Genomic DNA, 19,661 nt, shown 5'->3' on the forward strand with positions numbered 1-19,661 from the left:
GCTATAGTAAACTTTAAAGCAATTCATGAGTATTTTATTTAAAAATAAAAAAACAAAAAATTACAACTTACCCTTTTAATCATTTAATTTTGTTATTCTATGAACACACTATCAATCTACTAAAATGGAAAGACAAAAGATAATTAATCGAAACTATTTTAAACTTATATTGATCTCTTTTATTGTTGGACTATGCGGGGCATTGCTAGCATTTTCACTAAAGAAATTAACTGAATTTTTTGAAAAGTATCTATTTAATGCTGTTAGTAATTATTCTATAGCGATCATATTATTTCCTACAATTGGAATTACAGCTATTTACTTTTTGAGAAAATATGTATTTAAAAATAGAAAAAACAAAGGAATAACTGAAATCTATAAAACACTAGACCAGCGCAAAGATCACTTACCTTTATTCAAAATACCTTCTCATTACATTAATGGTTTTCTAACCGTAATATTTGGAGGTTCAACCGGTGTGGAAGTATCGACGGTCGTGGCTACGGCAACTATTGGAAACCTTGCTTACAAAAAGAATTTAATAGCAAAAATATACAAAAGGGAATTAATTTGCGCTGGGGTAACTGCAGGAGTTGCCATTTTATTTTGCAGTCCTTTGGCTGGTTGGTTATTTGCTATGGAAGTTATTGCAAGAAAAATAAGCAAAACACTTGTTATTGCTTGTACTTCTTCAGCATTAGTAAGCTACTTGTTTATTTATTTTTTTGACAACAGACCTTTGCTTTTATATACCGTTGTAGATTGGAATTGGAATGCCATTCCTTTTTTTATTGTCTTAAGTCTTTTGGCAGCCATACTAGCGGTCTATTTCACACTTTTAGTTACTCGGATAAAAGGTCTTTTTGCAACTATCACAAACAATTTTATACGTGTGAATTTAGGGGCTTTGATTGTCGGATTATTAATTTACTTTTTTCCAAGCCTATATGGCGACAGTTACGATGCACTTCGTGAGATACTACACGAATCAATAACGACACCAAACATTTCAATTCTCTTCTTATTAATTATTGCAATTTTAAAGCCTTTAGCCGCATCTCTAACACTTGGTGCGGGCGGCGATGGAGGTGTATTTGCGCCAAGTATCGTTTCTGGAGCATTTCTAGGACTCTTTATTGCTTTTATTGGCAATAATTATTTTGGAGCTAATTTAATTCCATTAAACTTTGCGTTAGTGGGGGCAGCTGCTACATTATCTGCTTCACTTTTTGCCCCCCTCACTTCTTTAGTCCTTATATGTAATTTACTGCCAAACGGATATTTATTGTTTGTTCCTATTTTATTGGGAAGCATAATTTCATATTTGTTTTCAAAAAAACTTTTACCATATAATGTTTATTCATATGATTTTTATTTGACAACGAAATAACAGTCACTAAGTAATAAGTTAAGATATACAATGAAGTTTCTTTACTTGATGATCAACGTTATAGAGGACAGACAACGCTTCTAACTCTTCTTTTGGAATATATCCTAAAACTTCTTCTAGTTTCATAAGCCCTTTTAGAACTCAAATATAATAATTTAGAGGTTTCGAACACTTATACCGCCAGGGACAGGCTATCATCGAACACACTATTCTAAGTGCCCGATACTTGCTGGATATCATAACCAAAGAAGAATACGATCTGGAAATGGAAAAAAATAAACACTCTTGAGGATATGGGATCCTTTTTTCAAATCGAAAAAGCTTTTGAAGAACTTTCATCAAACGGGGTCAAGCCTTCTGTCTCCATAGTACAGTTTTACGATTCAATGACCAAAATTATTGAAAATAAAAAAAGCGGGATTGTACGCATTGTAGCCTATAATAAAATTATGGATGCTGAGTCTGTAATCCTGCATCATGATCTGGTGATGAATTTCGCCTATTTTATCGGTCGTGCAGGAGCACCCCTTTCAAAGCAGGGCATATCTGGAATCTGGAACTTGAAAAAAAGTTCCTGTAACGCCTTAATGATATTGCTGGCTATGCCGATAAATGCGGCTATCATATAGGGGTAGGAAACCTGACATTAACATCCGTAAAATGGAATTATGAAAAAAGCATTCCATACTCATTACCTCTCCTGCTGGACTAGAAGAAATTTTGATTTGCTGGAGCCAGTTAATAAAAAGATGGTAGAAATGCTGGCCAAACTATGCAGCTCACTTGACCAGCTGGCCCAAGTATACGGAGCAAATGAATACATCGAAAATATGATTTCCTGCATGGTATTAAAATTTCAGATCCAGCATTTTTCAAGACATTTTGAAGTTGCCAGTCAAACGAAAGAAAAAATATTAGAGGTCATAAATTCATACGGATTTCAGGGATTGAAAAAGGAATATCATCCCATCTTTAATAACGGCACCGCACATGAGAAGTTTATTGAAAAATATACCCTTCATATTAATAGGATTCAAGATTTTGCAACAGCAAATGGAATTGACTGTTACCAAATGCTTACTGAGGAGCAGGTTAATTCTAAAATTGAATGGTCAATAAAAGTTCTTAAACTTGACTTCTCCATACTTCCTGACATAGATATCCAAGAGAACAATAGTAAAAATTGATATAACCAAAAAAGTATCTAATCGCGGGAGACCTCAAAAAAACTTCTTTTAAGATACTCAAATAGATCACCGCTACAGCCCTAGCCCCGATTGCTTCGCCAGTTCGCTTCGCTCGTGTGCAGTGGAAATCCTTTTGTGCCGTTGTTCGGCACAAAAGATTGGAACGTATAGCGGGAAAAAGCTCCAAAAAAATAATAATATAAACCCTAAAAATAATTTTACATACAAGCCTGACAACAAAGCACAACCCGGACAAGCAAGGCAATACCGCCCAACCTGCCCCCGCCACCCCTTTAAAAAAAACAACAGCAATAATCTAATTCAAAAAATAAAACAAAAAATTCCCATACAACCAGAAATTACGACAAGCTCCACCGTAATTCCCAAAACCAAATCAAAGCCCCAAAACGTGCAGCCAAAAACACCCAGCCCCTATGCCCCGCAGAACCCTTATAAGAAACCCCAAAGCGACCCCAAAGACATAACCGGGAAGTACATAGAAAAGGACCTTATAGAGAATGACCCTTCGGAGGGGTCTGAAACCGATATGGATACCCAAAAGAGCGATGAGGCTCAAAATGATCCCTTTGAAACCATTGAACCCGAAAAGGATAATCCGGTAAAGAAGGAATTCGAAATTGGGCAGCTTGGCAATGAGAGCTTCAGGAAGATGAAAGCACACGGGATGAAACGGATGGGGCACCGGGCTATGCCAAACCTTCCCAGCAAAAATTTTAATGCATTGATCGTGAAGAAAAATAAAAAAGGTACTGCCCTATTGCTGGCAGTACCTTTGATTCATAAACAATCCAGCGTATGGATTCCAGTATTATTTGTTGTCGATGCGCGCTTTTGCATCAGGATCGTTCTGAAGATCCTTTTGCAATTCTGCCCAGCTCTTATCACTCGGATCCATTGCCGAGCGGATGTATGCCAGAATAGATTCACAGAGAAAGGCGACAAGCTGCGGGCTTTCATCTGTGGTTTCCGCCACATCCCATCCCGAAATGCCCCCGTAGATATGTTCGGCGCCAAATACGGTAAGCAGGCTTGACTGTACCGGACTTTGATAGTAGGGATCGGCGCGCCAGTTCTCAACGTTTGAAAAATTCAGGTTAATGTCCCTGTCGCCATTGATTACAAGTGTGGGCAGCGACATAGATGTGTAGTTGATCCCTTTTAAGACCGGATAATGGGTTAGGGCAAAATCACCATTAAGGCCTTCTGGTCCTCCGGGTGCCCCTATCATTACAAGGGCTTTGAGCCTTGTTTCGGCCAAACTTATTGTTTCACCCAGAGTATCGGTAACTTCCGCGCCTGCAAGCATTCCCACAGTAAGCGCGCCAAGGGAATGGCCAATAGCCGATACCTGCGATTTGTCGGCGCGGTGCTCCAGGCCCGGAACTCTGGCCAGGATATGGTCCAGGTTGTCCAGGATAAAATGGATGTCTTTGGCCCTTGATTTCAAAAACAAACCTCCTTCAGGGCCTGTAGTGTCAAGACCTAAGAGCTTGGCATCAGGGTGGGTTGGCTGAATTACAATGAAGCCTTTGGAAGAGAAGAACTCGGTCAGGGGTGCTAGTCCCCTTAATGAGGAAAGATAAGTCGAGGCGCCATGCCCATGTGACAGGATTACGATAGGAAGATTGTTCCCGCTGACAGGTGCCGATACTTTTAGGTGCATATCTGCCGGCCTGCCAGAAACAGGCATTACAATTGGGCTGTACGTGATAACGGGATTGGAGCTGAGTCCGATAACTGAAATTTGATCTTGATTTTTCATCGTGTAAATGTTTTAGTTTAACAATACACAAAGGTTGATAGATAACCGCTGCCGCACGTAGCCAAATTGAGGACTTGCGTAGTCAAAACGAGAATGGATATTTAGACAATTCAAGCTGAATTCAAATTGCTATAAAAGCAAAAGAGAAACTAAATTCCAACTTGGAATTTAGTTTCTCTTTTATAACGCTGGCAGTACCAACTACTGTCTTGCCACTAATTGAATGAATGCCTGAAATCGACAGGCGACAGTTTGGTCTTGGTCTTAAAGAGTTTGCTAAAAGATTGCGGATGCTCAAAACCCAGCTGATAGGCAATTTCTGAAATCGTTAGATCTGTCCCAGACAATAACTCCTTGGCCTTTTGAATCATTTTAGTATGTATGTGCTGCTGGGCATTCTGGCCTGTTAGCAAGCGCAGCATATCGCTGAGATAGCTCGGTGACAAGTGTAAAAGCCCTGCAATATAATGAACTGTCGGGATACCCTCAGTAGCTGTCCTTTGATTGTTAAAGTAATCCTCCAGTATGGCTTCGAGTTTTTCGAGCAAACTATTGTTTACAGCTTTTCTTGTAATGAACTGGCGTTTGTAGAAACGGTTACAGTAATTGAGCAATAATTCGAGCTGTGAAATAATTACATCCTGGCTGAAATCGTCAATACGGCTTTCCAGTTCCTCGAGAATAATGCCGAAAATAGAAAGGATGGTAGTTTTTTCCCTGTCCGATAAATGTAATGCCTCATTGGCCGAATAGGAAAAATAGCCATAGTCCTTTATCTTTTTTGCCAAAGGGTAGGTTAATAAAAAATCAGGATGGACCAGCAGCACATATCCGGATTTTTTAGTTTCATCCGGACTTTCAAACAACTGGTTTGGGGCCGTAAAAATCAAGCCGCCCTCACTGAAGTCATAATGATTCTGACCATACCGAACCTGGGATGCGATATTGGTTTTGTAGGCAATTTTATAGTAATTGAGCACCATCATTTCAGGCAGCGCGTCCGACAATACATTTACATCATCAAGATTGATCATGCTTATCATCGGGTGTAATGGCCTTGGAAGCCCAAGAGCCCTGTGGAAGTCATGGAGGGAGTCAATTTTGCGGTGGGTAGTTTCTTGCTTTTTCATCGCTTAAATTTAAATAAAAATAATTAATAACAGGTACAGTGAATCTATTGTTTCTCCAGCCATTTTTTAAATAAACCGGTATAAATTGGCATTATAACATAGGTCATCAGGGGAACCAGGATTGCTGAGAGTATTAGTGTACGGAAGAGTAATGGGACCTGCATCAATACATCATCAAAAAATAAGACACGATGTTCATTACCGGATAAATAGCCAGCCAGGATAAAAATGCTGTTTTGTATGTTAACGTATTTTTCATTTCTTAAAATTTTATACTGCAAATGTCATTAACTGAGATTTGCAGCATGAAGTGTAAATGAGGAATTTGTTAGCCAAAATGATGATAATGCAGGGAAGCTGGTTTTGTATGTGGAATGATTTTGGGCAATTCCGAAAACAGAGCTTCATGTAGTCCCAAACCAGCTGTAATACCGGAACATTTTGCGATACTTCCCTAGCCCCGATAGCTTCGCTCGTGTGCAGAGGAAATCCTTTTGTGCCGGGGGTTCGGCACAAAAGATTGCTTTGCCAGTTCGCTGGCGCTCGGGTGGAGCGGATAGCGGGAAAAAGCTCCTAAAAAAACAGCATCATAAAGACCTATAGCACTTCAAACCCAGATGACTTAACACGAAAACGGACAGCCATAAAAATAAAACCACTAATTTTGCTTTTTCACAGTAGATATAAAGCCGCCGCTGGTTTGAAGGGCATGAAATATGAAAAAGTTTGATATAAAAAAAATTGATCAAGAGATCTGGCTGGTTTCCCATAATGAACTGCCAAAATTTACCTGCCGCTTTGAGGACAAAAAATTCAATTACAGCCGCACCATCACAGGGCTTTTAGACCCAACAGGCGACCCGAAAGAAATCCAGCTGCTCCAGAAAATGGAACAGTGGCTCAAGGGATATCATAAAGACAAAATAGACTAATAGTTACGGCATACTAAAAATGTGCCTCTGACCGCCACTTCGGGCAGTAAGCAAACAATAGTATAAATAATCCTTTTGGGTTAAATAAAGAATGTATTCATGTCAAAAAAAACACAAACCATCCCCGATAGATGGAGTATTTTCAAACCACTTTTTACTCCAATAGATGTTCCTGCCAGGACAATCCTGCTGGAAGAAGGCAGCATTTCCAAAACCATGTTTTTCATTGAAAAAGGGTGTTTGAGAACCTGGATAAACAATAACGGTAAAGACATAACAACACAGTTCTTTTTTGAGGGCGGCGGCGTGTCATCCATTGAAAGCTTTATGACCGGCAAACCTAGCCTGTACACTATTGAAAGCATTGAGCCCTGTGTTATCCAAACCATCACGCAGAAAGATTTTCAGGATACGCTGCTGAATTCACCAGAACTAAAAGATAATATAATCGAGCACTTATACTCAAGGCTTCTAAAAAACCAGCAGGTTTTCTTTTCTTATCTAAAAAATACCCCTCAACAGCGTTATGAGCAGCTGCTGGCAGAGCATCCCGAAATCATACAACGCATCCCACAGCATTACATAGCTTCCTATTTGGGCATCACTTCTGTCTCCCTTAGCAGGATCCGCAACAGGCGATCAAAAGATCTTTCTTAACAATTGTTATCGATAGTTTGCAGAGTGTTTTGCCAACTTTGTGGCTGAATCACCATACAGGGAAATTGCAAGGCTATGATACACGTATTTAAAACATCAGTCAAAAACAAAACACAAATCAAAAAATTAAAGCCTGTTCTTGATCTAAACTTCCAGGACATAAAGTGGAATTTTGACCTTGAAGATTGTGATAAAATTCTGCGTATTGAAAGTAAAAATAACATTTGCAAAAAAGTAATCAGTCTTCTGAGGTCCTGTCATTTTGATTGTATTGAACTGGAGTAATCCAGCTTTAATTCATTCTAACAAGATTTTACCTTGTCTGTATTTCTTAACAATTGTTATCGTCCCAATACCTCTTACTCCCGCATCTTTGCATTGTAAATAGTAAACAATTCAAAAAAATGAAAGTAGTTATTGTGTTCAATCATCCCTATGAAAAAAGTTACTGTAGTGCCATTTTAGAAGCAGTTAACACTGGACTTCAAAAAGGGAAGCATCATGTAGACCTTATCCATCTGGATAATGATAATTTCAATCCGGTAATGTCTAAAGAAGACCTGAAAGCCTTTGTGGATCATACTCCAATTGATCCTCAGGTTATAGATTACAGCAATCGTTTAAAAAACGCAGATCAGTTGATTTTCATTTTTCCGATTTGGTGGGATCTGATGCCTGCCATGACCAAAGGATTTATCGACAGGGTTCTCTCGCCCGGTATAGTTTATGATCATCATCCCAGAGGTTTTGGGCTGATACCGCTATTGAAAAATTTAAAAGGCGTAACTATTATCACCACAATGAATAAACCCAAGATCATGTACTGGCTTCTAATCGGGAATTTGATTAGAAAAGCAATGCTTAGGAGTGTTTTCAAAACTATGGGATATAAGAATTTAAACTGGATCAGCCATAACATGGTAAAATCAGTTACTCAAAAAAAGAGAGTAAAATGGTTATATGATTTAGAGAAAAGATTTACTGATTTTAGATAGGGTTCTGTCGCATCTCTCAGAATCAAATATAAGAATTTAAGTAATTTAAAAGTTAGCCTGCTAATTTACAGAATGATTTAAACATAGTTGTCCCATGTCCAATCATCTGATTCTTTCTCAGCATATGCACAACTTCAATTCCACTCAATGTTCGTCTTGCTGATTCAAAGCTTTTAAAGCCTAACCCGTTTTGTATCCTCCATTTTATAAATCGATGGTCCTGTTCTACAATATTGTTGAGATATTTACACTGCCGAATTTTAATCTTTGAGAACGAACGCTTGTTATAGACTTTGATCGCTGCCGTATTAGAACCGCTTTTATCAATGTTTATTACTCTTGGTATGCAGTTATTACTAATTGCTTTAATTAGAAAAGACTGAGCACTCATTCTTTGTCTTCTTCTGGTCAAAAGAAAGTCTACTGTATTGCCTAGTTTATCTACTGCTCTATATAAATAACACCAAATACCTTTTACTTTGATATAGGTTTCATCCAATCTCCAACTTGTACCTACTTTACCTTTTCTCTTCTTCATCTCTGACTCAATGAAAGGTGTAAACTTAAAAACCCAGCGCTGAATAGTAGCATGATCAACATGAACTCCTCGCATTTTCATGATCTCTTCAACATCCCGGTAGCTTAATGTAAACCTAAGTTTAAAATATACGGCCTGCAGTATAATAGATTTCGGATAGCAATGACCTTTCGTATTCATGAGTTTAACAATTTAAAAAAGGCAAAGTTAAAACGTAGCTAGATGCGACAGAACCCAGCCTCCGATCGTAGCATGATCCACAATTACTCCCCTAATCTTCATTATTTCTTCAACATCCCGATAACTTAAAGTAAACCTAAGCTTAAAATATACTGCCTGCAGCATAATAGACTTTGGATAACAATGACCTTTGGTATTCATTTTTCGATGGGTTTAAAATTCTGAAGATAAAAGTTATTCCCAGATGCGACAGAACCAATAGATCCAAGTATAAAGGTTATGCGATAATAGAAAAGCAATAGCGATGTCCCCTTGAGTAATACCTTGAGAATATTCAAAAGTCAAAGGGATCCCTATGGTTGTTGTAAATTGCCACTACCCACCTCTTGTCCATAAAACAATCATCAGGGGCCACTATTTATATAGCCCGCCTGTATTTTCTGCGGAGCATCACCATCCTAAACTTTACAGTGTCATAGATTAAACCCAATAGCAAAACCCCAACTCCTATAAAGAGAACGTGCAATCCGATATTGGCGTAAAAAATGCCCCCGACAATACCTCCGGTAAAAAAAAAGCCAATAATAGTGGCTCGTAGTTTTATCGAAACAAATAGTTTCTTTCTAAAAATGGATTCCCGATAAAAAAACAACTGTGACAATTCAATTCCAAGATCCGTAAAAAGCCCCGTAAGATGGGTAGTTCTCACCGTAGCATTTGAAATTCTTGTTACCAGCGAATTTTGCAGCCCCATAGCAAAAAGCAGACAATAGGCTATAAAATCCGGGGTTTCTACCATTAATTTTTCTCCGAAGAGCCCCATTAATAAAAGAATAAGACTCTCAATAGCTGTTGGAATTACGTAAACATATTTTTCGCTTTTACGCAAAAGAAATTCTACCAGCAAACTTGAAAAAAAAGACCCAAGAAAAAAGAAAAAAATGTATAAAAAATAAACAAACCCCTGTTTAAAGTTAAGTTTAAAAACTTCATCTACAAAAAAAGCAAAATGCCCCGTTACGTTTGTCGTTAGCCTGGCAACGGCTAAAAAACCTGCTACATTTACCATCCCAGCAACAAACGATAAAAGTGAAGCAATTTTTAGATTATGTTTTAAGTTTCTTTTTTTTCCCTGGTGTTTGAACATGCTAAATAATCCTTTTTTAAGTTTGTATAATCTTTAACTACCAAAGCATTATATTCTTAATATCTTTCTTTTATGAATTATGTACCCTTTCTTTTGATCTTTTAACTGTTTTTCTAGCAAACAAAGTCATACCGGGACTTCAAATAAAATTTGACTTTTTTGCAAGTCAGATCATCTAATTTTTAAAGTATTTTTATCAATAAAAATTGGCTATATGGATTAATTGCTGAAAATTTATTAGTTGAATTTTACGTCCCTCCATCCAAATAAGATTTTCATTCTTAAAATCATGAAGCACCCTTGCCAGAGTTTCATTTACAGTACCTACCATCTTGGCCAAATCTCCCCTGGAAAGCGTAATGAAAATATCTCTTTGGTCATCACTTGTTTTATATTTATCGTGCAAGATTAACAAACTAAGGGCTACACGCTCTCTTACAGTACGCTGTGATAAGACAGCCATCAAGTTTGCCACTACACTAAACTCATGACTTAGACATTTTAAAAGTAAGCGTGAAAATACTACCGAATTATTGAGAACATTAAAAAAGTCGTCTTTTGCAATAAATGAAATAACCGAGTTTTCAATAACCACGGCGGTATCGCCATATGCTTCCTCACTTAGTATAGCGGTATATCCAAAAAACTCTCCAGAATTGTAGATATAAATGATTTGTTCCCTTCCATCATTATCAACCTTATATTTTTTGACTTTACCGCTTTGAATATAAAAAATACCTGTAGGCAATGTCCCTTCGGTGAATACAGTCTGGTTTTTAACATATTTTTTACTTTGCATTACCCTTTCAAGCAGATCCTTATCACACTGAGGTAACTCGTTTAAAATATACTGATTATTGAAGATAAATTTTGAAATCATAGCTAATTCCAAAGTTACGATATTTTTCTCATGTCTTTTTAAAACTTGATTTAAATCAAGTTTATGTACCATTTTAATCAACTAAATCGATTTCAAATCTCTCTACTTTTGTACAATTTAAAATAAAATTTTATATCAATGAGAATTATGAAACATATAGAACAACTCAAGAGTATTGGTATCAATGCCTCTAAAAAAATCCACTGGAATTTATCTGAACTTATATTAGTCACGCAAACGGTAAACAGACAGCAGGGAGTTTTAACCAGTTCAGGTGCATTAGCCTGCGACACAGGTGAATTTACAGGGCGTTCCCCTAAAGATAAATATATTGTAAAAGATGAAAAAACAGCAGATTCTGTTTGGTGGGGAGATATAAACCATCCTTTCGCTCCCGAAGATTTTGATAATCTCTACAATCGTGTCACAGATTTTCTTTCCAGTGAAGAGCTATATGTAAAGGATGTATATGCCTGTGCAAAGAAAGAATATCAATTAAAAGCCAGAGTAATTACTCAAACCCCATGGCAGAGCTTATTTGCCCATAATCTTTTTTTAAGACCATCCGAAAAAGAACTGGAAAGTTTTGAGCATGAATGGTTAATACTTGCTGCACCTGAATTTAAAGCTGATCCTATAATCGATAAAACACGTCAGCATAATTTTACAATAATTAACTTTACTAAAAAAATAATCCTTATCGGGGGCAGTGCTTATACAGGAGAAATAAAAAAGGGAATTTTTACAGTCCTAAATTATATACTTCCTCACCAAAAAAAGGTACTTTCCATGCACTGTTCTGCCAATATTGGCAAGCAAGGAGATACCGCCGTATTTTTTGGTTTGTCAGGAACGGGAAAAACTACACTCTCAGCTGATCCGTCCCGTGGCTTAATTGGTGATGATGAGCATGGCTGGGATCATGAAAATGTATTTAATTTTGAAGGTGGGTGTTATGCTAAATGCGTGAACCTTAGTCAGGAAAAAGAACCTCAAATCTTTTCTGCAGTACGATTTGGAACACTTCTTGAAAACGTAAGATTCTTAGAAGCAACCGATATTGTTGACTATGATAATGTATCAGTAACTGAAAATACCAGAGCCGCTTATCCAATTGATTTTATTGATAACGCCGTAAATCCTTCCATTGGTGGTATCCCAAAAAATATTTTTTTCCTGACCTGTGATGCCTTTGGGGTTTTACCTCCTATTTCCAAGCTTACCGTTGGCCAGGCCATGTATCATTTTATCTCAGGATATACAGCAAAAGTGGCTGGCACTGAAGCTGGGATAACCGAACCCCAAACCACTTTTTCGGCATGCTTTGGCAAACCCTTTTTACCGCTTCATCCGGCAAAATATGCAGAATTACTAGGAAGCAAATTAAAAGAAAACAATGTTAATGTCTGGCTGATCAATACTGGCTGGTCTGGCGGAGCGTATGGGACTGGCGAGCGTATAAAACTTTCTTACACCAGGGCAATGATTACCGCAGTATTGGAAAAAAAACTCGAGAAAACAGATTTTGCAGAGCATGCTGTATTTGGATTACAAATGCCTGTTTCCTGCCCCGGTGTTCCTCCTGAGATTTTAAATCCGAAAAATACCTGGAATGATAAAACAGCATATGATACAATGGCACAGCATCTTGCAGATCAGTTTGTAGCGAATTTTAAAACTTTTGAAGATTTTGCCAATGAAGAAATTCGCAGCGGAGCACCTATTATCCTTCAATATAATTTATAAACAAGCTGAAATTGAATAGTATCATCGTCACTAAAGCCATACTGCAGTGTCCAGAATGTGGCTCTAAATATACAGAGAGGATACCGCTCAAAGGTAAAATATTAAGCAGCAGATGTGTGTTCTGCAGTGCAGTTTTTGAAATAACCCAGCCAGAGCAATGCTGCATCTATTGCGCGTATGGCAATGTGCCGTGTCCGGAAAAACAAAACGAAATTAAAAAACAATAAAAAATGGAAATACCTAAAAACCTTTTATACACACAAGACCACGAATGGGTAAAAATCGAAAATGATACAGCCTATATTGGAATTACTGATTTTGCACAGCATGAATTAGGGGATATTGTATATGTTGAAATCGAAACCCTTGGAGAAAAATTAAGCCAGCATGAGGTATTTGGTACAGTAGAAGCCGTAAAAACAGTCTCTGACCTTTTCCTTCCGCTTACAGGGGAAATTCTGGAATTGAATCCTAAATTAGAAACAAATCCTGAATTGGTCAATTCCGACCCTTATGGTGAGGGCTGGATGATTAAAATAAAAATTGAAAACAATACAGAGATTGAAGCACTTTTGAAATCTGATGCATATGCATCATTAATAGGTTTATGATATGGAAACTCAAGACGCAAATATCAAAAAAACAGCACTAAATGCAGTTCATCATGACCTTGGCGGGAAAATGACCCCATTTGCCGGTTATGAAATGCCAGTCCAATACGCAGGTGTAAACCATGAACATGAAACTGTTAGAAATGCTGTAGGTATTTTTGATGTTTCCCATATGGGAGAGATTCTGGTACAGGGGAAAGATGCCTTGGCACTCATTCAGAAGATATGCTCAAACGATGCCTCAACGCTTTTCCCGGGAAAGGTACAATACAGCTGTATGCCAAACCATACAGGGGGGATTGTTGATGATTTACTGATTTATATGATCAGTAAAGATGATTATTTACTGGTGGTAAATGCTTCTAATATCCAAAAAGACTGGGATTGGATAAGTGCTATAGCTCTGGATTATTTAAATGTTACCTTAACCAATATTTCCGACACAATTTCATTATTGGCTGTTCAGGGGCCAATGGCTGCAAAATCCCTGCAGAAATTGACAAGCATCAATTTGACCGATATGAAATATTACACTTTTGAAATAGGGGAATTTGCAGGTATTCCAAATACCATCATATCTGCAACGGGATATACCGGGGCTGGCGGATTTGAAATATATGTACAGAACAAGTATGCAAAGCTATTATGGGATGCTATTTTCGAAGCAGGAAAAGAGTTTAACATTGAGCCTATTGGTCTAGCGGCCAGAGACACACTTCGATTGGAAATGGGTTACTGCTTGTATGGCAGCGATATCAATGACACGACTTCGCCATTAGAAGCCGGTTTGGGCTGGATTACAAAATTTACTAAAAAATTTGTTCAGAGTGATCTTCTCAAAATTCAAAAAGAGAATGGGGTAACAAGGAAATTAGTTGGATTTGAAATGATTGATAAAGGTATTCCCCGTCATGATTACGAAATCTGGGATGAAAACCAGCAAATTATAGGTATTGTTACCTCGGGTACTATGTCACCTACTTTAAAAAAGGCCATAGGAATGGGATACGTTCCTCTTGAAAAATCAAATCCTGGAAGTGAATTTTTTATCAATATCAGAAACAAACCTATTAAGGCAACTGTTGTTCAGACTCCTTTTGTTCAAATCTAAATCTTCGAGATATGTTTATTCCCAGAGCACTATATTATACTAAAAATCACTTGTGGTTAAGACAGATTGGATTATATGATTATTTTGTAGGTATCACTGATTTTGCCCAGAAAGAAATAGGTGAAATCAGTTTAATTGAACTGGAATTAAACGGCCAGCACATTAAAAAAGAAATACTTTGGGGAAATATCTATGGCCTTAATCAAACTTTTTCTCTCCTTGCCCCTTTTGATTGCAAGGTTATGGCCACGAACATCATTTTAGATACCAACCCTTCAAGTATCAATCGAGATCCATACAATCATTGGTTATTAAGGGTTGCAACAGTTACCAGCACTTATGGATTATTAACCAATGAAGAATATACAGCACTTATTCCATGATATTTAAATTCCTTAAATTAAATATAACCGTTGAGGATAATGACTTCAATGAGCTATATCCCACCAAGATAAAAAGACTCGCAGCCCGCCATTGGACTCCTGTTGCAGTAGCCAAATTTGCAGCTGAGTTTTTAGTTGATAAGCCTCACAAAAAAGTATTAGATATCGGTTCCGGGGTGGGTAAATTTTGCCTGGTAGGGGCAGCCTCTACTAAAGGTATATTTTATGGTGTCGAGCAAAGGGAATCGCTTATTAAGTTATCAAAAAAAATTGCTGACAAGTACGATGTAACGAATGTAGAATTTATTCATTCCAATATCAATAAAATTAATTTCTCTGACTATGAGGCCTTCTATTTTTATAATTCTTTTTATGAAAATATTGATTCTTCGTGCGTAATTGATAAAACAATACTTCCAGAGAGAGAATTATTTTATTCCTACTCTAAATATGTAAAAGAACAGCTTGAGAAAACACCAATCGGCACGCGATTAGCTACCTATTGGAGCAATTGGGAAGAAATCCCTGATAGTTTTAAACTGGAATATGCGGCTTGTGGTGGTGTATTGGTTTTTTGGCAGAAGATATCTTAACCAATAACCAAATAAACCCGCTGACAGTAAAAAGCAAAGCAATAATGTTGCTTTCAAAATCTAAATTCCTTAACAAAATATTTTATTCTATAACAAAGCTATTATCCTTTAGGTTACTAAAAAACATAAGAAGTTGCAAGATAACAAGATTTTTTTAAAATAAAAATACAACAATTCAATCTAAAAAATATATGAATATAATGGATAAAATAAGCACTCGTCTTGGCCCATTAGGCGATCATGCTCATTATGCACATGGATATTATGCTTACCCAAGATTAGAAGGTGAGATTAGCAATACAATGCTTTTTAATGGTGAGAAAAAATTGGTATGGAGCCTGAACAACTATTTGGGATTAGCCAATCATCCTGAAGTCAGGGAAGCCGATAATGAAGGCACCAGATTATATGGCCTTGCCTATCCAATGGGGGCCCGCATGATGAGCGGGAATACTAAACTGCACGAAGAGTTTGAGCAGAAAATAGCAGACTATGTTCAAAAAGAAGATGCTTTTTTATTAAACTATGGCTATCAGGGAATGGTATCTATCATTGACAGCCTGGCAGATCGAAAAGACGTTATCGTTTATGATGCAGAATCACATGCCTGTATTATTGATGGAATGCGACTGCATCTGGGCAAACGTTTTGTTTTCAAGCACAATGATATTGAAGATTGTGAAAAGCAGCTGCTGCGCGCTAAAAAAATAGTGGAAGAAACTAAAGGCGCAATTCTGGTCATAACAGAAGGTGTTTTTGGTATGCGCGGTGATCAGGGTAAATTAAAAGAAATTGTAGCCCTTAAAGAGAAATATAATTTTTCACTCCTGGTTGATGATGCTCACGGGATTGGCTGTATGGGCAAAACCGGTGCAGGAACCGGTGAAGAACAAGGGATTCAAGATGGTATTGATTTTTATTTTGGAACATTCGCAAAATCTTTTGCAGGAATTGGCGCTTTTGTTGCCAGTACTAAAAAGGCAATATTATTTCTAAAATATAATATGCGCTCACAAATATTTGCAAAAGCATTGCCAATGCCAATGGTTTTTGGAGCTTTAAAACGATTGGAATTAATGCGCACCAGACCCGAACTCAGGGAAAAGCTTTGGGAGATTACCCACAGCCTGCAAAATGGCCTTACCGATACAGGTTTTGATATCGGCAATACCGATTCTCCTGTCACTCCTGTTTATCTCAATGGTACCCTGGGTGAAGCAACCGCTTTGGTCAGTGACCTGCGCGAAAACCACCAGGTTTTCTGTTCAGTAGTAGTATATCCTGTTGTACCAAAGGGAATGATTATACTGCGATTGATCCCCACTGCAGTGCACACCTTGGAAGATGTTCAAAGAACCATAACTGTGTTTAAAGAAATCAGGTCTAGTCTGAATTCGGGACAGTACAAAAAAGAAGAAGAAGAAGAACAAGAAGAGGCGACAGTTTAAATCTTAAGATATGAAAACAGATCAATTTATAACGCGCCACAGCGGTGTTAACAAAAAAGACTCAAAAGAAATGCTGGATATTATAGGCGTTTCTTCACTCGAAGCATTAATTGACAAAATAGTTCCATCTGACATTCGTTTGGCAAGACCATTGAACATTGCAGGCGGACTATCTGAATACGAATACCAAAAGCATTTAAGAAGTATTGCAGGTAAAAATAAATTATTTCAATCCTATATTGGCTTAGGCTATTACAATACAATTCTGCCCCCTGTAATTCAGCGAAACATTTTAGAAAATCCAGGATGGTATACTGCCTATACGCCCTACCAGGCTGAAATTTCGCAAGGACGTCTGGAAGCCCTCCTTAATTTTCAGACCATGGTAATAGACTTAACCGCAATGCCGCTGGCCAACGCTTCGCTTCTGGATGAAGCAACTGCGGCAGCTGAAGCGATGCTAATGTTCTTTGGCAGCAGAAGTAAAGAGAAACAAGCCAATAGGGCAAAGAAATTTTTTGTTTCAGAACACTGTTTCCCCCAAACTATTGATGTTTTGAAAACACGTGCTGAACCCTTTAATATTGAACTGATTATTGGCAGCCATACCAAAGTAAATTTTGACGAAAGTTATTTTGGCGCACTTATTCAATACCCTGATGCCAATGGAGAAATAAATGATTATTCCTCTTTCATGGCTGTGGCCAAATCTTATAAAGTACAGGTCTGTGTAGCAAGTGATCTTATGGCCCTAGCCCTTTTAATTCCTCCCGGGGAATGGGGTGCGGATTGCGTTGTTGGGAATTCTCAGCGCTTTGGGGTCCCAGTGGGTTACGGAGGTCCCCATGCCGCATTCTTTGCCTGCAGGGAAGAATATAAAAGGGTACTTCCCGGACGTATTATTGGTGTTTCTCTCGATGCAACAGGAAACAAAGCATTACGAATGGCACTGCAGACCCGTGAACAGCATATTAAGAGAGAAAAAGCGACCTCAAATATTTGTACGGCGCAGGCTTTACTAGCTATTATGGCCAGTATGTATGCCGTTTATCACGGACCGGAAAGATTAAAAGCAATTGCCCAGCAAATACACGATCTCACCTATTCTCTTGCACAGGAATTAAAAAAGGCAGGTTTTAAAATTAAAACAAATGTATTTTTTGATACCATCGTTGTCGTGGTTGAAGATGCAAAATTTATCCGAAAAATAGCCGAAAAAAATGAGCTTAATTTTAGATACATAAGTGATAAACAAATAGCCATTTCGTTAGATGAAACCTCTAGTGAGAAAGATATCTCAAATATACTGAATGTTTTCACATTCGTATTTGACAAACAGACAACCAAAATACATCGAATTGACTCCATATTAATTTCTAGGTCTGTCTTTGATAGAACCTCGACATACTTAACCCATCGGGTTTTCAATGAGTATCACAGCGAAACTGAAATGATGCGTTACATCAAGCGTCTTGAAAATAAAGACCTTTCACTGACCCACAGCATGATTTCGCTCGGTTCGTGTACAATGAAACTCAATGCAGTATCAGAATTATTGCCAATTACCTGGCCTGAATTTGCAGCTATTCATCCGTTTGTTCCATTGGATCAGGTCGTGGGATATACCGAGATAATAGACCAACTAGAGAAAGACCTTTGTGAAATAACAGGATTTTCTGCCCTTTCTTTTCAACCAAATTCAGGTGCTTCGGGAGAATATGCAGGACTGATGGTTATCCGCGCATATCATGCTGCAATGGGAAACAAACACAGAAATGTAGTGCTTATCCCTTCTTCTGCCCACGGGACTAACCCCGCATCTGCAGCTATGGCAGGAATGAAAATTGTGATTGTCAAATGCGATCAAAATGGAAATATAGATGCCGCCGACCTGCAGTTAAAAGCAGAAGAACACACCCAAAATTTAGCCTGTCTGATGGTTACCTATCCTTCAACTCATGGTGTTTACGAGGAAGGAATAAAAAATCTTACTAAAATTATCCATGATAATGGCGGCCAGGTCTATATGGATGGTGCAAATATGAATGCACAGGTAGGTTTGACCAGTCCGGGGAAAATCGGAGCTGATGTCTGTCATTTAAATCTGCATAAAACATTTGCTATACCCCACGGAGGCGGAGGTCCCGGAGTCGGACCAATAGGAGTTGCCAAACACCTTGCCCCCTACCTGCCTTCTCATTCCCAAATAAAAACCAAGAACAAAAAAGCAATAACAGCAGTATCAGCAGCACCTTATGGAAGCGCGTTGATTCTTCTGATCTCTTATGGTTATATAAAAATGCTTGGGGCCAGAGGCCTCACTGAGGCAACTAAAACTGCTATCTTAAATGCTAATTATATTAAAACCAAACTCGAAGGCCACTACCCCATTTTATACACAGGTAAAAATGGGTACTGCGCCCATGAAATGATTTTAGATTGTGCTTCCTTTAAAAAAGAAACAAATGTAGAAGTAGGTGATATCGGCAAGCGATTAATGGATTATGGATTTCATGCCCCGACCATTGCATTCCCTGTACACGATACCCTTATGGTGGAACCTACCGAAAGTGAAAGTAAAACAGAGATGGATCGTTTCTGTGAGGCCATGATTGCCATCAAAGAAGAAATAAATGAGATTGCTGCAGGGAAATATGATAAAGCTGACAATGTAATTAAAAATGCCCCACACACTTCCAAAGTACTTTTAAACGATCAGTGGAACAAACCATACGGCAGAGAAAAAGCGGCATTTCCTTTAAAATGGGTTGAGAATAATAAATTCTGGCCATGTGTAAGTAAAATAGATAATGCTTATGGTGACAGGAATTTGATTTGTTCCTGTATCCCGACCGAGGAGTGGATGGAAATAGAAAATTAACTGGATTATTTTATAACCTGATCATTTTAGCAATACTCAAAATAGAATAAATTCATTGAAAAATAGAGA

19 protein-coding genes are annotated in these 19,661 nt (G+C 37.9%); 14 read left to right on the forward strand and 5 right to left on the reverse strand.

Annotation, left to right across the window (positions count from 1 at the left end; all coding sequences use genetic code 11):
• The first annotated feature begins 124 nt into the window (after window positions 1-124).
• The 3 genes from ASD98_RS13310 (at window position 125) to ASD98_RS13320 (ending at window position 2,577) form a co-directional block, all read left to right on the forward strand.
• Complete coding sequence (locus ASD98_RS13310; protein ID WP_056205492.1) at window positions 125-1,390, forward strand: chloride channel protein; 1,266 nt, start codon at window positions 125-127, stop codon at window positions 1,388-1,390.
• 293 nt (window positions 1,391-1,683) lie between these two features.
• Window positions 1,684-2,019, forward strand: coding sequence for a hypothetical protein (locus ASD98_RS13315; RefSeq protein ID WP_056205494.1), 336 nt, complete (start codon window positions 1,684-1,686; stop codon window positions 2,017-2,019).
• Between the two features lie 39 nt (window positions 2,020-2,058).
• Window positions 2,059-2,577: a hypothetical protein gene (locus ASD98_RS13320; RefSeq protein ID WP_128414839.1), complete on the forward strand. Its 519-nt coding sequence runs from the start codon at window positions 2,059-2,061 to the stop codon at window positions 2,575-2,577.
• A gap of 829 nt (window positions 2,578-3,406) precedes the next feature.
• On the opposite strand, the gene ASD98_RS13325 is transcribed toward ASD98_RS13320, so the two are convergent.
• Together ASD98_RS13325 and ASD98_RS13330 are read right to left on the reverse strand one after the other, a co-directional pair.
• Window positions 3,407-4,360: a hypothetical protein gene (locus ASD98_RS13325; RefSeq protein ID WP_056205498.1), complete on the reverse strand. Its 954-nt coding sequence runs from the start codon at window positions 4,358-4,360 to the stop codon at window positions 3,407-3,409.
• Window positions 4,361-4,575: 215 nt separating this feature from the next.
• Window positions 4,576-5,490, reverse strand: coding sequence for an AraC family transcriptional regulator (locus tag ASD98_RS13330; RefSeq protein WP_056205500.1), 915 nt, complete (start codon window positions 5,488-5,490; stop codon window positions 4,576-4,578).
• Window positions 5,491-6,206: 716 nt separating this feature from the next.
• Between ASD98_RS13330 and ASD98_RS13340 the strand changes: the two genes are divergently transcribed.
• The 3 genes from ASD98_RS13340 (at window position 6,207) to ASD98_RS13355 (ending at window position 8,074) form a co-directional block, all read left to right on the forward strand.
• A complete protein-coding gene (locus ASD98_RS13340) occupies window positions 6,207-6,422 on the forward strand; it encodes a hypothetical protein (protein ID WP_056205504.1) in 216 nt (71 codons plus the stop codon).
• 99 nt (window positions 6,423-6,521) lie between these two features.
• Window positions 6,522-7,079 carry a Crp/Fnr family transcriptional regulator gene (locus tag ASD98_RS13345; RefSeq protein ID WP_056205507.1) on the forward strand — a complete coding sequence of 186 codons (558 nt, stop codon included), beginning with the start codon at window positions 6,522-6,524 and terminating at the stop codon, window positions 7,077-7,079.
• Between the two features lie 404 nt (window positions 7,080-7,483).
• Window positions 7,484-8,074, forward strand: a complete 591-nt coding sequence (locus tag ASD98_RS13355; RefSeq protein ID WP_056205510.1) for an NAD(P)H-dependent oxidoreductase — start codon at window positions 7,484-7,486, stop codon at window positions 8,072-8,074.
• Between the two features lie 52 nt (window positions 8,075-8,126).
• Here the strand turns inward: ASD98_RS13355 and ASD98_RS13360 are convergent, their stop codons facing one another.
• The 3 genes from ASD98_RS13360 to ASD98_RS13375 form a co-directional block, all read right to left on the reverse strand.
• Window positions 8,127-8,792, reverse strand: coding sequence for an IS6 family transposase (locus tag ASD98_RS13360; RefSeq protein WP_056205512.1), 666 nt, complete (start codon window positions 8,790-8,792; stop codon window positions 8,127-8,129).
• A gap of 418 nt (window positions 8,793-9,210) precedes the next feature.
• Window positions 9,211-9,939 carry a YoaK family protein gene (locus tag ASD98_RS13370; RefSeq protein WP_056205516.1) on the reverse strand — a complete coding sequence of 243 codons (729 nt, stop codon included), beginning with the start codon at window positions 9,937-9,939 and terminating at the stop codon, window positions 9,211-9,213.
• 196 nt (window positions 9,940-10,135) lie between these two features.
• The gene (locus ASD98_RS13375) at window positions 10,136-10,891 is read right to left on the reverse strand and encodes a Crp/Fnr family transcriptional regulator (RefSeq protein WP_242412111.1); all 756 of its coding nucleotides are present in this window, start codon (window positions 10,889-10,891) and stop codon (window positions 10,136-10,138) included.
• 75 nt (window positions 10,892-10,966) lie between these two features.
• Here ASD98_RS13375 and pckA point away from each other — a divergent pair, with 75 nt between their 5' ends.
• From pckA to gcvP, 8 genes are all read left to right on the forward strand, one after another.
• Window positions 10,967-12,565: a phosphoenolpyruvate carboxykinase (ATP) gene (pckA, locus tag ASD98_RS13380; protein WP_056206479.1), complete on the forward strand. Its 1,599-nt coding sequence runs from the start codon at window positions 10,967-10,969 to the stop codon at window positions 12,563-12,565.
• Window positions 12,566-12,576: 11 nt separating this feature from the next.
• Window positions 12,577-12,792, forward strand: a complete 216-nt coding sequence (locus ASD98_RS24585; RefSeq protein WP_073411039.1) for a GDCCVxC domain-containing (seleno)protein — start codon at window positions 12,577-12,579, stop codon at window positions 12,790-12,792.
• Between the two features lie 3 nt (window positions 12,793-12,795).
• Window positions 12,796-13,176, forward strand: a complete 381-nt coding sequence (gcvH, locus tag ASD98_RS13385; RefSeq protein ID WP_056205518.1) for a glycine cleavage system protein GcvH — start codon at window positions 12,796-12,798, stop codon at window positions 13,174-13,176.
• A 22-nt stretch (window positions 13,177-13,198) separates the two neighbouring features.
• Entirely contained in the window at window positions 13,199-14,287 is a 1,089-nt protein-coding gene (gene gcvT / locus ASD98_RS13390) for a glycine cleavage system aminomethyltransferase GcvT (RefSeq protein WP_056206481.1), read from the forward strand.
• 11 nt (window positions 14,288-14,298) lie between these two features.
• Window positions 14,299-14,670 (forward strand): glycine cleavage system protein H, encoded by a 372-nt coding sequence (locus ASD98_RS13395; RefSeq protein ID WP_056205520.1) that lies wholly within the window; start codon window positions 14,299-14,301, stop codon window positions 14,668-14,670.
• Entirely contained in the window at window positions 14,667-15,263 is a 597-nt protein-coding gene (locus ASD98_RS13400) for a methyltransferase domain-containing protein (RefSeq protein ID WP_056205522.1), read from the forward strand. The genes ASD98_RS13395 and ASD98_RS13400 overlap by 4 nt, the downstream gene beginning before the upstream one ends.
• Before the next feature lie 191 nt (window positions 15,264-15,454).
• The gene (locus ASD98_RS13405) at window positions 15,455-16,711 is read left to right on the forward strand and encodes an aminotransferase class I/II-fold pyridoxal phosphate-dependent enzyme (RefSeq protein WP_056205524.1); all 1,257 of its coding nucleotides are present in this window, start codon (window positions 15,455-15,457) and stop codon (window positions 16,709-16,711) included.
• Window positions 16,712-16,721: 10 nt separating this feature from the next.
• On the forward strand, window positions 16,722-19,592 hold the full coding sequence (gene gcvP, locus ASD98_RS13410; protein WP_056205527.1) for an aminomethyl-transferring glycine dehydrogenase: 2,871 nt from the start codon (window positions 16,722-16,724) through the stop codon (window positions 19,590-19,592).
• Window positions 19,593-19,661: the final 69 nt, after the last annotated feature.

This window comes from Flavobacterium sp. Root186, from assembly GCF_001428525.1.
In the GTDB taxonomy this organism is placed as follows: domain Bacteria; phylum Bacteroidota; class Bacteroidia; order Flavobacteriales; family Flavobacteriaceae; genus Flavobacterium.